Annotated in this window: 12 protein-coding genes; 3 read left to right on the top strand and 9 right to left on the bottom strand. The window is 43.0% G+C overall.

The window, feature by feature from the left end:
• Window positions 1–4: 4 nt before the first annotated feature.
• From B3014_RS05060 to B3014_RS05025, 8 genes are all read right to left on the bottom strand, one after another.
• The gene (locus tag B3014_RS05060) at window positions 5–811 is read right to left on the bottom strand and encodes a hypothetical protein (RefSeq protein ID WP_289243711.1); all 807 of its coding nucleotides are present in this window, start codon (window positions 809–811) and stop codon (window positions 5–7) included.
• Window positions 808–1842 (bottom strand): AAA family ATPase, encoded by a 1035-nt coding sequence (locus tag B3014_RS05055; RefSeq protein WP_289243712.1) that lies wholly within the window; start codon window positions 1840–1842, stop codon window positions 808–810. Before B3014_RS05055 ends, B3014_RS05060 begins: the two co-directional genes overlap by 4 nt.
• A gap of 68 nt (window positions 1843–1910) precedes the next feature.
• Window positions 1911–2183: a methanol dehydrogenase gene (locus B3014_RS05050; RefSeq protein WP_286305796.1), complete on the bottom strand. Its 273-nt coding sequence runs from the start codon at window positions 2181–2183 to the stop codon at window positions 1911–1913.
• Window positions 2184–2255: 72 nt separating this feature from the next.
• Window positions 2256–2837, bottom strand: a complete 582-nt coding sequence (moxG, locus tag B3014_RS05045; protein WP_289243713.1) for a cytochrome c(L), periplasmic — start codon at window positions 2835–2837, stop codon at window positions 2256–2258.
• Window positions 2838–2882: 45 nt separating this feature from the next.
• Entirely contained in the window at window positions 2883–3731 is an 849-nt protein-coding gene (gene moxJ, locus B3014_RS05040) for a methanol oxidation system protein MoxJ (protein WP_289243714.1), read from the bottom strand.
• A gap of 93 nt (window positions 3732–3824) precedes the next feature.
• Complete coding sequence (locus tag B3014_RS05035; protein ID WP_289243715.1) at window positions 3825–5708, bottom strand: methanol/ethanol family PQQ-dependent dehydrogenase; 1884 nt, start codon at window positions 5706–5708, stop codon at window positions 3825–3827.
• 275 nt (window positions 5709–5983) lie between these two features.
• Entirely contained in the window at window positions 5984–6628 is a 645-nt protein-coding gene (locus tag B3014_RS05030; protein ID WP_289243716.1) for a response regulator transcription factor, read from the bottom strand.
• 9 nt (window positions 6629–6637) lie between these two features.
• A complete protein-coding gene (locus B3014_RS05025) occupies window positions 6638–7624 on the bottom strand; it encodes a sensor histidine kinase (protein ID WP_289243717.1) in 987 nt (328 codons plus the stop codon).
• A 197-nt stretch (window positions 7625–7821) separates the two neighbouring features.
• On the opposite strand from B3014_RS05025, the gene B3014_RS05020 reads away from it, so the two are divergent.
• Genes B3014_RS05020 through B3014_RS05010 form a run of 3 tightly spaced genes read left to right on the top strand, consistent with a single transcriptional unit; the run spans window position 7822 to window position 9662 of the window.
• Window positions 7822–8145 carry a hypothetical protein gene (locus B3014_RS05020; RefSeq protein ID WP_286305789.1) on the top strand — a complete coding sequence of 108 codons (324 nt, stop codon included), beginning with the start codon at window positions 7822–7824 and terminating at the stop codon, window positions 8143–8145.
• Window positions 8146–8192: 47 nt separating this feature from the next.
• A complete protein-coding gene (locus B3014_RS05015; RefSeq protein ID WP_289243718.1) occupies window positions 8193–8714 on the top strand; it encodes an SRPBCC family protein in 522 nt (173 codons plus the stop codon).
• Window positions 8715–9662 carry a YncE family protein gene (locus B3014_RS05010; protein WP_289243719.1) on the top strand — a complete coding sequence of 316 codons (948 nt, stop codon included), beginning with the start codon at window positions 8715–8717 and terminating at the stop codon, window positions 9660–9662.
• Here B3014_RS05010 and B3014_RS05005 read toward each other — a convergent pair.
• Window positions 9659–13918, bottom strand: a complete 4260-nt coding sequence (locus B3014_RS05005; protein ID WP_289243772.1) for an EAL domain-containing protein — start codon at window positions 13916–13918, stop codon at window positions 9659–9661. The two genes, B3014_RS05010 and B3014_RS05005, sit on opposite strands and share 4 nt — an antisense overlap.
• Window positions 13919–14159: the final 241 nt, after the last annotated feature.

Here is a 14159-nt window from a genome sequence, read left to right as displayed (position 1 = left end):
GTTCCTACTGCATCGAGAAATATCGACTCATTTGTCTGGCATCATACTGATCAATCAACCAAAATGGATGTTGATTAAATCGACGAAACTGTTGTGTGAGATAGGTTTTACGATCGTCATATTGCTGCTGAATTTTTTGTTTTTGATCTCGGGTGATAAACACCAGAGAACTGGCTCCTGTTTCAAGGTCAGTCAACTCGACAAATCGCCATAATGGAAAGTCGAGAAACTCTTTGGATTGCCATAACACCATAGGCACCACCAAATGGGCTGACAATACAGTCAGCAATGACTGCAATTGTGTTTCCGGCCAGTGAAAATCAGAGACTAAAAATATCAGTGCCGGCTTGCCAGGCAAGATCGGAAAAACTTGTTGAGTGGCTTCAGCCTGATTAGACTCGGGCTGGAGGTTAGTTAATTCTGTGGTCAGAGCATCCGCATCATCCAGCTTAACCAGCTTTTCTTTGAGCAGATAACATGAAAAACGGTCATTAGCGGCTTCGACAGAGGCTTTGGTACTCTCATAGACGTGATGCAATAAGGTCGCTTTCTCGCCATAAAGCATAGAGGATGAGCCATCGATAAGTAATATCACATCGATTTTGCTGCGTTGTCGGTAACTTTTGACATGCAGGGACTCAAACGGATCAGTCAGGCTGGCATTTAAATCCAAACGTGACGTATCTGGTTCATCTAAAAATAATGATTTCTTATAGAAATCCGATCCTGTACCACGCTGCCGGCTTTTATGAGAGCCCAGCATCAAGCCACTGATCAAGCCAGTGGTTTTGTAATCAAAGGTTTGATTCATGGTGATTGAATCGTATTCAATGCCGCTGTGATAAGGGATTCAACAATATCATCACGGTTATAGTCATAGACAGGATTCAAGAACAATCGATGTTTGGCTATCTGCCGGATGATCATATGGAAATCTTCTGGCACAAGCGCATCACGCCCATTCAGCCAGGCATTAACTTTGGCTCCTCGAGCCAGATAACTAATACCGCGTGGTCCCATACCACCACGGATCATATTGTTGGTATCCACATCGGTGATTTGAATGCCATACTCAGCCGGTTCACGTAGAGCGCGGCAGAGATGATAGCCATAGTCCTGCACTTTTTCACTGGTGTGAACATGCTCTTGAATGGCAACCGCAATATCATTCAGCTGCTGAAACGGTACGACTGCTTTATCAGCAGAATCAACCAGTTTATCAGCATCATGAAAACGAGGATTGAACATCAGATCTTTCAGTTGTGTTTCTGACTTTGGCTGCTCGACATGCAGTTCCATCATAAAACGGTCACGTGCCGCTGCAGGCAGCTCAAAGGTTTCATCTTTTTCAATACGATTACGGTCAGCAAACACCTGCAAATGAGGGAAATAGTGTGTTTGGTTAAATGCATGCACGCTGCGTTCAGCCATGATTCTTAATAATAAAGAGTGGACTTGTGGCCGTGCTCGGTTAATCTCATTGAAAAAGAAGATAGAGAGTTCATCGCCATGTTTCAGAACCGGTCCTGAACTAACGCCTGGTTTACCATTTTCGGCAATATAGGTGTAGTAAACGAGATCGTGCGGCATCAGATCGATGGTGCCTTCAATCCGTTCAAAGTTACCACCCAGACATTCGGCTACCGTTTTCAATAAGGTCGTTTTACCGACACCGACATCACCTTCAAGCAGGATATGCCCTCTGGACAGGGTGGCAATGGTCATTAATCTGACAATGTGTTCCTGACCGAGAATCGTGTTATTGATGCTGGTTTCCATCTGACGAATAAGCGCATGCCAATCTGACATCGCTATCGTTGATGTATTTGATAGCTGGTTCATAGTGGTTTCACATGGAAGAAAAAGAAAAGACCGGCCCGAGAATAAGGCCGGTCTGCTTCAGTAACGGATTAATAAACCCATTTACCTGTTTTTTTGAACTGTTCAACACGTTCAGCATTGCGTTTTTCCATTGCTTTTAACGCAGCATCTTGTTTGTTCAGTTCTTTTTCACTGTGTTTAGGATCGTACTTAGAACCTTTGATTTTATCTGGGAATCCAGGCTTAGCTTCCCAGCAATCGCCAGGTGCTTTACATTTAGTACCATCATAAGCCATAACTGCGCTGGCACCTGATAACATCATCAGAGCTGAGCAAGTCACAGCGATTGTTTTTAGTTTCATATTTCTCTCCTTATTGTTGCGACGACATAATGAATTGGTGCGCTGCCACTATGGCGACGCACCACCCATTAATTAATGAGTTTTTTTGAAGTTCTCCATAGCTTCTTTGAAGTCTTCTGGAACCGGAGCAGGTTCAAAATTGGCTTTTTGTTCTTCAGTCAACCAATCTGCTTTTTCTGCTGGCCCCCAATAAACACTCCTTACCCAAGCCATGGTTTGTAATATTTCATCTTTAGTGAGGTTGTTATATTGCGGCCCCATCATGCTACGAGCTCCGCCATAAATGGTTTCAAAAAAGCCTTTATCATTGGCGTTTTTAGGGTAGGTGTAATAATCATCACCTAATGCTGGCCCTAACTTGCCTTCAGCATGATGTCCATGGCAGCCTGAACATGCGGTCATGAATAAGCTTTCACCTGATTTGATGGCTTCTTCATCGGTGTTATAGAGGTTTTCACCGGTATTGAGAAAATGCTCAACAGCTTCTGTCTTTTCACCTTTCTTGCCAAAAGATAAGTCCAGGACATCACCTGTAACTGTATTTCTGAAAACCAATTGAGATTGAGCGACAGGAATCATTGCCACGGAGAGTACCGAGACAGTAAGTAGTGCGATTCCTCGAATCTTCTTTGGCAAAAATGTTTTGTTAGTCATGATTTAAAAAATTTCCTGTAGTAACAAAAAGTATTTTTATTAGAGTTATAAGAGTGGGATGCCTTCATCTTTCAATACGGCTTTGATCTCAGGATCGGCTTTATGCAAGGCTGTATTGATTTCTTTCAACAGTTCTTTATCGTCACTGCGTACGGCGATAGCTTGTTCAAACTGTTGTCTTACACCTTCTCCGTCATGGGTCGGCGCAAATTCTTCAGATACCACCATTTTTAGTGGAACCGAGGCTGATTTCACATAACGGGCGGCTTCGGGAGCCCAGATATGAGCAATGTCGGCTTTACCTGACACCACTTCTGATATCAGTAAATCGGGTGCGTAACGTACATACTGGTTACGGCGTGACTTAAAACCGATTAAGGACATGGTGTAGTTAAAGTTGCCTTCATACTTATCAATTTCACGCAGCATCACTTCGGAAGGGCTGCCCGGAACGATGGCAAATTTAGACATGTCTTTTAATGCTGGGCTTTGCCAGTTTTCAATATCCAAACCTTTGTCTGCTGGATAAATAAAGGCATAGCCAGACTTGTAGTATGGGTCACTGGTCGCGACACGAGGATCACCTTTGTCTACGCCCATGACAACATCACATTGATTTTTAAGCAGCTTTTCTGTCACAAGAAAAATGGCTGCTCTATCGGACCAGACGAACTCTAGTTCCCGATCCATGGTATCCGCTAGAATTTTTGCCAGTTCATTCTCAAAGCCTTCCTGCTGCTTATTTGAGTAGGGCAATTCATCACTGGCTGCACACACTTTAAGAGTGCTGGTATTGGCTTGTGCATTAAAGGCTAAGCCACTGCCTAATATGAGTGCCAAAAATGAAGGTAACATACGACCTGATTTGGCTTTTTTCACGCTTCGTTTCATCATGTTGGTCTCTTTGATGGAGGCCAGCAACCTGTGGGTTGCTGGCCAGGTTTCTAACGAAATAAGTCTTAAGTTATTTGACTAGTAAGCCTTTGCTTACATGCCGTATTCACCTAAGCTCACATCGTCATATGGGCTCTTACCATCAAGTGCGAAGACCATGACACCACCACCCATTTGAGTGTTTTTCGCCAGTTCTTTAAAGGCACCTACTGCACCTAAACCAGCTGATGGGTCATTCAGGTCAAACACAAGACCTACTGCAGGCCAACCACCTACACCATAGTTGATAGCAACGTATTGTGTACCTTCATGGGTGTATGTCATTGGGTGACCAATTGCGCCTGATGGAAGTTTAAATTTCCACAACAACTTACCGTTGTCAGCATCACGCGCTTTGATGAAGCCATCCAGTGTTCCGTAGAATACCAGTCCACCTTCGGTTGCCATTGTGCCGCCCCAAACAGAGAATTTCTCCATTTTTTCCCAAGCGAAGTCACCAGTAATCGCGTTGTAGGCTTTAACTTGGCCTGAACCGATACCGTTTTGACGATCACCTTTAGGACCAGGGTATGTCCATACGTTGGCACCAACGAAGAACTGACCTGCACGGTATGGAAGCATGAATGGTTCCCAATCCATACATAGGTGGTTAATACCTAAGTAGAACAGTTCACGTTTAGGATCATAAGAATCGAAACCTTGGTTATGGAAGCCCATCGCTGAAGGACATACATCACGTGAACGGTGTCCCATACGTGTGCCATATTCAGGGTCGCGAATTGGTAGACCTGTTTCCAGATCAACTTTTTTCACCCAGTTGGCCGTGTCATCCATTTTGTTTGCAGAGACTAAGTCACCTGTTTCACGATCCAGTGTGTAGACGATACCGTTACGATCAGGGTGAGTCAGCAGTTTACGCATTTTGCCATTTTTGTCTTTTTGCTCAGAAAGCATCATGACGTTAACGCCCGCGTAATCCCACTCATCATGAGGTGTTTTTTGATAACCGAATTTAGCTAAACCCGTTTCCAGATCACGACCCCAGATAGTCATGGTCCATTTGTTATCACCTGGACGCATAGTTTCATTCCATGGAGCAGGGTTACCTGAACCATAGTAGAACATGTCTAAATCTGGGTCATAAGCGTACCAACCCCAGTTAGTACCACCACCGATTTTCCATGCGTTATCTTCCCAAGTAGATGTACCCAGGCCTTTTTGTCCATAATGAGGGTTATGTTTGTTGAAGTCTTTATCCAGACCCACGTCTGCGTCAGGACCTGTTGCATACCAACGCCATACCATTTCACCAGTATGAATATCGTAAGCAGTGACATAACCACGAACACCTAATTCCGCACCAGAAGAACCTTGGATAACCAGATCTTTAGCAACGAATGGTGCAGCTGTTTCTGTTTGGCCTACACTGATGTCACCGTTTTCTACTTTCCAGTATTCTTCACCTGTTTCAGCATTTAACGCGACAACGTGACCATCCAGTAAGCTCTTAACGATCATGGCTGGTGCTTTATCGTCACCTGGCCAGTAAGCTAAACCACGGTTTACAACGTCACAACATGCCACAGCACGAGCTGCAGGATCTTGTTTTGGTTTGTGTTCCCATTTGATCACACCTGGTTCATCCAGATCGATAGCAAAGGTGTTATTTGGGAATGGTGTATGAATGAACATTGTGCCATCTACAACAAGCGGCGCACCTTCGTGACCGTTGAGTACACCTGTTGAGAATGACCATGATGGACGTAGTTTTTTAACGTTATCTTTATTAATTTGTTTGGCAGTACTGTAGTGGGTGCCCGAGAAGTCTTTCCCTTGCATTACCCAGTTTTCATTGCTTTTTGACAGTTCTACCAACTTATCATTTGCAACTGACATACCTGACATCAATCCGAGCGCGGATGAGACAGCAAGTGCAGTACCGAGTTTTGACCACCGGCTATGATGCATTTCTCTCATATATCCTCCTATTTGTTTTGAGAGTCAGTCAATGCTGACTTTGTGTATCAGCTGTAAAAAAAGCACGGCTGAGCACAAAGCTCATCTTCTTATCTTTGCTGTGATAGGGGATAGAGAGCGACACCTAAAAGGGTCAGGGAAGTTGTCCTTAATACGTCAGTGAAGCTTTGATGCTATTTTTGAATAATTATATTTAACAATGGTTTATAAGTATTTTGTTGCTTTTTCAGGGAGTCATGTGAAGAAAGTTCATGAACTTTTTCACTAGCCAAATGTTAATTGGGCGGTGTAGCAATCAGCCCCGTTTTTTGTGCTAGAAAAATAATCTCAGCTAAATTATTGGTGCCCAGTTTTCGCATCATATTTGTCTTATAGTTGGATACGGTTTTGGGAGCCAGAGCCAAGTTATCTGCCATTTCATTGATACTTTTGCCCTCAGCGACCATACGAAATACAGCAAATTCCTGGTGCGATAATGAATGCACTTTTTGATCCGCATGAATCAACTTTTCCATGGCGATAGAGCGAGCAATCTCGGTACTTAGATAATGACCACGGTTTGCAATGGTTTTTACTGCCTCAATTAACACAGAAGAAGGACAGGATTTAGTGATATAGCCACGGGCGCCCATATCCATTGCCCGCATAGCTAGAGTAGAGTCATCATGCATTGTGCAGATAAGAATTTTAGCCTGAGGGTCACGTGCGATAATGCGTCTGATACATTCGAGCCCGCCGGCGCCAGGCATACTGATATCGATAATGCAGACATCAGGTTTATGTGTCACGTAAAGACGGTAACCCTCTTCAGAGTTACTGGCCTGATCAATCACATGAAATCCTGATGAATTCAATAAATGCTGGTAACCATCACGCAGAATGGCATGATCATCAATTAGCAAAATAGTAGTTTTAGACATAATAATTACTCAAACAATGGGGTCATAAGGAAGCGTGATAGTTAACGTTGTTCCCTGTGGTTGACGTGTGGATATATAAAACTCTCCACTTAATGCTTCGCAACGTTCTCGAATACTTACAAGCCCAAGCCCGGATTGATTCTCAATGTTTGTATCCATACCATGCCCATCATCTTCCAGTCTTAGCTGAATACACATATGCTCGGGTTCACGAAACTGGTGTAAGTAAATAAACACATTTTCTGCATTGGCATGACGGCTAATATTACTCAACCCCTCTTGCAGAGCTCGATATAACGTTAGAGCAATAGGTTTAGGAAGTTCATCATCACGTACATCTAAAGCGATGTTGTCGGTGCCAGAAAAGGTTTGTCTCCATTCTGATAACAGTTCACGAATAGCGCCTGTAAGACCAATACTATCCAGGCTGGGTGGCTTGAGGTGGCGAAGTTTATTACGTGTAATCGAGCGTAATACCGTGGTGCTGTCCATCACAGATTCGAGAATGGATGTAAGATTTGAGTTGTTTGTCTGGTTCAGAGCGACAGTCAGATTGGCATCCATCGCAGCAAGATGTTGACCAAAGATGTCATGAAGTTCGGAGGCTAAGTGATCACGTTCTGACTCTCTAACCAAAGTGATCCGCTGTACCAGTGATTGTTTTTCATTAAGTAGCTGTCGGATTTTTTTATTATTCTGCGTGAGCTCCGCCTGCATGGCCAAGTTATGTCTCAATGCTTGTGATAATTCAGATATACGTCTTTTACTGAACCAGATGAGCCCGGCACAGAAAACTAGCAACACAAAAATTATCTCATCAAGTTGATATAACTCGCCTAAGGCTGTCCAGTTGATATAACGCTCAGCCAAATCGAAATATGATGCAAGAAGGTACGTAGCCAAAGAGAGTGCTATAAGCCAGACAATGTCATGTCTGATACGTTTGGGTTGCTCATTGTCACTGGTGCGATCAAACTGTCGCTGCAGGCCATCCATATTTCGAGTTCATTAACAATTAAAAACAAAATTATGAAGGACTCAAATAGATTAACCCATAGGCAGATATACGATGGGGAGCAAATCACGCAGACATAGATGAAAAGGTCCTGCTGAAATACGAGGACATGTCTCTAACGGTATTGGCACAATGCTCAGTAGGATGGTCGAGTTTTCTATTCACTTTGAGGAAGAACATGAAACTCTTGCCATTACTCCTGTCATTACTACTTTTTATTCCAGGTATCAGCCATGCTGCTGATGCTACCCTGCAAAAACCTTATGAGGAAATGGCCTTCCTCAAACACTTCACAGGTAAAACCCCAGAATTTATCAAAGCAGAGTTAGGTGAACCTGATTCTATTTCTAAAAGAGAAAACTCCAGTGGCAAGATCGAGTTTTGGATTTATCACGATCTCGTGCAGCAAGCTCACTCAGACAAAATTTATCGTTATACCCAATTCGGTATTGTAAACGGTCATGTTGAGACACTCGGCCATACAAACCGCGATCCGAAATAGCGTTCTAAATTACAAGTCAGCACTTATATTTTAAAGAGGAATTTTTAATGAAATTATGGGCAACCACCTTCATGGCAAGTCAATTATTCGTCAGTAGCCTTGCTTTCGCTCACGGGCCAACACCGCAGAAAATTGATGAAAAAATGGTGATCGATGCACCGGTCGAGACAGTTTGGAAGAAAGTGTCAGACTTTAATGCTATAGCAGACTGGCATCCTATGGTGGAGTCAGTCACATCACCTGAAGAAGGAACACGAGTACTTAAGATAAAAGGCAAAGGTGAAATTACTGATAGCCTGGATGAAAAAGATGATGCTAAACACTATATGAGCTATCGCTTGCTGGAAGAGAATATTGAAGCATTTCCTGTCAGTTTTTATACCGTCAGCATTGAACTTACGGAAGAGGGTAAAGGTACTGAAATGAGCTGGAAGGGGCGTTTCTATCGTGCTGATACGGGTAACTTCCCACCTGAACAGTACAATGATGAATCGGCCGTTAAAGCCATGGAAGCCTTTGCTAAAACTGGTATGGGCAGCTTAAAAGAATCTCTTGAAGGGAAAAAATAAGTGAGGCTGCGTTTAGGTCTCTCATTGAGTTTATTGCTAGTGGCGATGCCACTAGCAGCTCAACATGCTTATATTAGCAGTCAGGCTGCCAATAAAATTACCGTTTTAGATATTGATACACAAAAAATAACAGCCACGGTTGACGTCACTACCGGACCTGTCGGTGTTTCATTAGATAACAAACGGCATGAATTATTTGTCACGCACCCCGAGCAAGGTGTGGTGACAATGATCGATACCAAAAATAACAAGAAATTAGCTGAAATCAATACGGGTGGACAACCTTTTGCTATTGCGGTTGACCCCTCTGATAAGCATCAGGTATTTGTTTCTGACTGGCATCGTAATGCCGTTGTGGTCATTAATCCTGAAACGAAGCTAGTGGTTGATCTGTTATCGGTGGGTAAGAATCCTGCTGGTTTAGCATTAGATAATGCAACTCGGCGTATCTTTGTGGCTAACCGCAATAGTGATACTTTAACGGTCCTTGATGCTGATACGCCGCGTCAATATGCTGAGGTAAAAACTGGAAAAGCGCCTTATGCCGTCGCTGTAAGTCCTGATAGCAAACGTATCTTTGTCACAGCCATTCAGGATAATACCATCACAGTCATTGATGGTGAGAGCTATGAGGTGGTGAAAACGTTGAAGGCAGGCACTGCGCCATATGGCATTGCAGTCACACCGGATAACCAGTGGTTATTTGTGGCAAACCAGGGCACGAATGATGTCTGGGTGTTTGATACTGAAACCTTAGAAATAGTCTCAAAAATTAAAGTAGGCGAAATGCCGGAAACAGTCGCTTCTTCAGATGACAGCCAGTATGCCTATGTGACGAATTGGTTCAGTAATACCTTATCGGTGATTGATATTAAACAACAGCAAGTCGTCCAACATCTGCCCATGCCTGACGGACCAAGAAGTCTTGGCCGTTTTATCGGTAATTAATGACTTTGTTTCTTTGCATTCAAGAGTCGTTGAATGATTTCAAAATGAGATTTTAATTCAGTAATACCAGTGTCGTTGACGCGATGCTGGTTTTCCTGAAACTGGTATTTGAGGCTGTTTGCATTGTGATACAGCTCGGTATAAGCCAGTTTCATGGATTCTATCCAGACTTTATCAAACAGATTCTGTTTCTTAGCTTGTTCCAGCCATAGGCCAAAGTGACATTTTTTATGGTTCATTAGAGGCCAGTGCTCAATTTTGTCTGAGGTAGATTGCAGATTGCTTACAACCCGATTAAGCCAATAGTTTATTTGTAAATCCATTAGCTCAAGTAGGGTTTGTTCAGCGTCGAGTTTTCTCTCGGCCAAATCTATCCAGCGTGCATTCGGCTGATAAGTGCTAATCCATTGGTTACAGTCATCAGCTGACATGGGATAGGCAATGCCATATCCTTGAGCCAAATCGCAGCCCATGGCTAGTAACATCAAGCCATGCTCGGTTGTCTCTACGCCTTCTGCAATGACCTGGTGATGGAAGGCATCTGTCAGGCCGATAACACCATCAATGATGGTGTAGTCGTTGGGGTCATCAATGAGATCACGGACAAAACTCTGATCGATTTTAACGGTGTCGACAGGCAGATGGCGTAGATGTGTTAAAGAGGAATAACCGGTACCAAAATCATCCAAAGAAATTTTGAGACCTAGAGTGTGACGACAGGTCTTAATGATTGATGAGATATTGTTAATGTCTGTTAAAACACTGCTTTCCAATATCTCTAACTGGATCATATATGAAGGCACATTTGGATACCTGGCAAGCACACGATCTAGATGGTCAAAAAAGCCATTCCACTGCAAGTGTCGTGATGAAATATTAATACTCATTTCAAGCGACCAGCCACGTTGAATCCAGTCATCAAGTTGTTTGATAGCGTGTTCAATTACCCAGTTGCCGATATTAATTTCCAATGGGCTACCTTCCGTAGCAGGTAAAAATGCCCCTGGCATGATTAAACCTTGTTCCGGATGTTGCCAGCGAATCAATGCTTCAGCGCCAATAATTTCGCCGGTACGCATATTCACTTTTGGCTGATAGAACAGAACCAGCTGATCGGATATAAGCGCATCTTCGATAGATTTAAATTGATTCTGTTTTTCCGAAATTTGCTCGTCTTGCTGCATATCAAACATATGATGACGTTGACGACCCGAGACCTTGGCCTGATACATGGCTTGATCGGCATGACGCAATAAGGTGTCAGCATCGGCATCATCGAGTGGGTATAACGTTACACCAATACTAGCGCTACAGCTGATGCTGTTGTCATCGATGATATAAGGGAGTTCAATGGCATTTCTTATACGGTTGATGAGCGTTTCACAGTGTTCAGCACTGCTTACATCGTTCAATAATAAGGCGAACTCATCGCCACCAAGACGAGAAGCGGTATCGTCTTGTCTGATACATGATTGGATACGGGCTGAGACCTCAATCAGTAACTGGTCACCTGCTTCATGACCATAAGTATCATTGACCGGTTTGAAACCATCCAAATCCAGAAAAACTACAGCTAATAAACTGTTATTACGGTTGCTATGAGCAATTGCCTGTTTGAACCTATCAGCAAATAAGGTGCGGTTAGGCAATTGAGTTAATACATCATAATGCGCCATCATTTCCAGTGCATGTTGTTGCTCTTTGCTCTGGGTGATGTCTGAAAACATGCCGAGATAATGCAAAGTTTCACCAAAATCATCGACTAATGTTGATATGGTTAATAGTTCGGCATAGATCTGACCATCCTTGCGTTTGTTCCAGATTTCTCCTTGCCAATGACCTTGATGACGAAGCTCTTGCCACATCTCTTCAAAATACAATGCATCATGTTTATCTGAACGCAATATCGAAGGATTCTGATGTAAAACATCTTCCCTGCTGTAGCCAGTGATCTCAGAAAACGCTGGATTAACATCGACTATTAATCCATTAGCGTCGGTGATTAAAATGCCTTCATGGGCCTGGGTGAATACCCGTCCAGACAGTTTGAGTTTTTCTTCAGCGCGTTTACGTTCTGTAATATCGTAGAGAATAATCAATGTATCAGGAACGGCATCACTACTGACTTTTCGTGCATTAGCGATGACAGCCCGGCGTTGACCATCCTTACAAATTAGGTCTGTTTCGATAGATTCGAAGTTGAAAGATACGTATTGCTTGTGTGTGGAAATATCGGCCTGCTGAATAAAGCGTTCACGTGTTTCTTGTTTAGGAAAGGTCCTTAGCAACCAATCATCCAATGTCGGGATATCAGTTTGAGTAAAACCAAATGACTGAATAAAAGCCTGATTGATATAAGTCACCTTACCTTGATTATCAATAATGATTTCTGGCACAGGTGAGGTATTGAGCACATCACTTAACCGACTTTCACTTTCCTGAAGAGCACGGCGAGACTGTCGCAAACGATGAATCCAGTAGCCAAATAATAAAAATAACAGCAGGATACCAGCGCCGAATTGTATTAATGTTTTTAATTGAGGGCCGGGAGTGACTTTGATTCCCAGCCATTGTGATTCAATTTCTTTTTTTTCTTTTTCTGAGAGCTGTCCCAGCACTTTGTTGATGATACTCAATAATTCAGGTTGGTTTTCGACGATACCCATCCGGTAGACGGCACGTGCTTGTGTTTGGCCAGCAAATTGGAGATTTATCAGATCATTGTTTTTAATTTGATAGTTGGCATAGGCTGCATCACCAATATAAGCATCAGCCTCACCACGAGCCACTTTTTCCAATGCCTGTCTGGGCGTGTCGGTAAACAGTAAGGTAATTTCCGGGTAGTCATCACTCAATAAGGCATTACTGAAATTACCTTTTTCAATGGCCACCGTTTTACCTGCCAGGTTTTTCAGTGCGCCGACATAACCATTGATATCTGTGTTAATGATGACGACGGGGTTTTGAATATAAGGATCGGTAAAGTTGAGGTATTGTTCTCGTTCTGGCGTCTCATTTAAGCAGGCTAACATGTCAAGTTCATTCTGCTGAGCCATGGTCATCAACTCATCCCAGCTATGGTTGGAGATGATTTCAAATCTAACGCCGAGCCGTTCTTCAAGCAGGTTGATATATTCAGCTGCAATACCGACATATTCACCATCATCATTCACCCACTCGTAAGGAGCGAAGTTTTTATCTACACCGACTTTAATCACCGGATGTGCCTGCAACCAGGCTTGTTCCGCTTCTGTCAGTGATAACGTTGTACTAGGTTGGTGTATGAAGTGGTTGAGCGCCTTTTCAGAAAGTGCGGGCGTAACACCCAGTTGCGTATAAATATCAGCAATGCGTTTAAGGCGAGGTGTTTCGATGCTTCCGAGGGGGATTAATTCAGGTAAGATCAACTTCTTTGTTTCTCTTGCTTCAAACCGTAGTCGAGATAGACTCTGCTCTGCACCGTATTTTTCTTTGATGATATGAATCATTTCCTCACTGTGCTCAAGCGCATACTGCCAGCCTTTCAGTGATGCTTTGAGCATGCGTTGTGCACGGCCAGGGTAGTTTTTCAGCTCATCATCGCTGGTAAATAAAATATCACCATAGAAATCAAACCCGTAGTTACGCGGATTGATGATGTTGATGGGAAACTTTTTCTGTAAAAACGCATAGGGCTGATCGGTGATATAGCCTGAAATGACATCGACTTCATCATTAAGCAGACTGTCTATACTCATTTGTTGAGGGATAATATTGATATCTTTGAGTTGAATGCCGGCATCATTCAATAAGGTCCTCAAGATGGCATCGTTACCGCTGGTACCATCAAACATGACGCGTTTACCCACCATTTCATATGGGCTGACAATGCCGGACTCGGCTTGGCTCATAAAGACTAAAGCATCATGCTGAAAGATAGCAGCTAATGCTTTTATTGGAGAACCATTCGCATATTGAGACAAAATACCGATACCACCGATGCCATAATCAGCTTTGTCATTGACGACTTCATCAACGACGTTTAACTCAGACTGACGAGGGCGTAGCTCAACGTCCAAACCTTGTTCTTTATAAAAGCCTTTTTCTACGGCAGCAATATAACCAGCAAACTGAAATTGATATTTCCATTTCAGTTGCAAGCTTACTTTTTCTAACGCCAGGTCATCGTCTGTCTGAGCAACTTGGGCATGAATTGTGACTGAAAAGCTCAGTAGCAAACTAAGAATGCATGCACAAAAAAATTGATAGCCTGTCATTGGTAGCAATCTAAATCCGTGGTGAGGTTAGGTGAAGTACATAAAAAAAATGATTGATACATCATGGTTATTTACCTTCCATAGCGCATAACACATAACTGAAGTTTTATTGAATGGTGAATAATAACCCAACTGAGCCAAACAAGCTTAGCGCTATTAGCACTAAACAAGCATGATACTCACCTATCCGTAAAAGGGTGAATCATAGAGTAGATGCGAAAATAGGACATTGAACTGGCTC

This window comes from Methylophaga sp. UBA678, from assembly GCF_002299105.1.
GTDB classification, from domain to species: Bacteria; Pseudomonadota; Gammaproteobacteria; order Nitrosococcales; family Methylophagaceae; genus Methylophaga; species Methylophaga marina.
This window is presented reverse-complemented; position numbering and strand designations above follow the sequence as displayed.

Coding starts and splice junctions, on each gene's coding strand:
- B3014_RS05060 (WP_289243711.1), bottom strand. CDS start 811: ATGAATCAAACCTTTGATTACAAAACCACTGGCTTGATCAGTGGCTTG.
- B3014_RS05025 (WP_289243717.1), bottom strand. CDS start 7,624: ATGGATGGCCTGCAGCGACAGTTTGATCGCACCAGTGACAATGAGCAA.
- moxJ (WP_289243714.1), bottom strand. CDS start 3,731: ATGATGAAACGAAGCGTGAAAAAAGCCAAATCAGGTCGTATGTTACCT.
- B3014_RS05015 (WP_289243718.1), top strand. CDS start 8,193: ATGAAATTATGGGCAACCACCTTCATGGCAAGTCAATTATTCGTCAGT.
- B3014_RS05005 (WP_289243772.1), bottom strand. CDS start 13,918: ATGACAGGCTATCAATTTTTTTGTGCATGCATTCTTAGTTTGCTACTG.
- B3014_RS05030 (WP_289243716.1), bottom strand. CDS start 6,628: ATGTCTAAAACTACTATTTTGCTAATTGATGATCATGCCATTCTGCGT.
- B3014_RS05035 (WP_289243715.1), bottom strand. CDS start 5,708: ATGAGAGAAATGCATCATAGCCGGTGGTCAAAACTCGGTACTGCACTT.
- B3014_RS05050 (WP_286305796.1), bottom strand. CDS start 2,183: ATGAAACTAAAAACAATCGCTGTGACTTGCTCAGCTCTGATGATGTTA.
- B3014_RS05020 (WP_286305789.1), top strand. CDS start 7,822: ATGAAACTCTTGCCATTACTCCTGTCATTACTACTTTTTATTCCAGGT.
- B3014_RS05055 (WP_289243712.1), bottom strand. CDS start 1,842: ATGAACCAGCTATCAAATACATCAACGATAGCGATGTCAGATTGGCAT.
- moxG (WP_289243713.1), bottom strand. CDS start 2,837: ATGACTAACAAAACATTTTTGCCAAAGAAGATTCGAGGAATCGCACTA.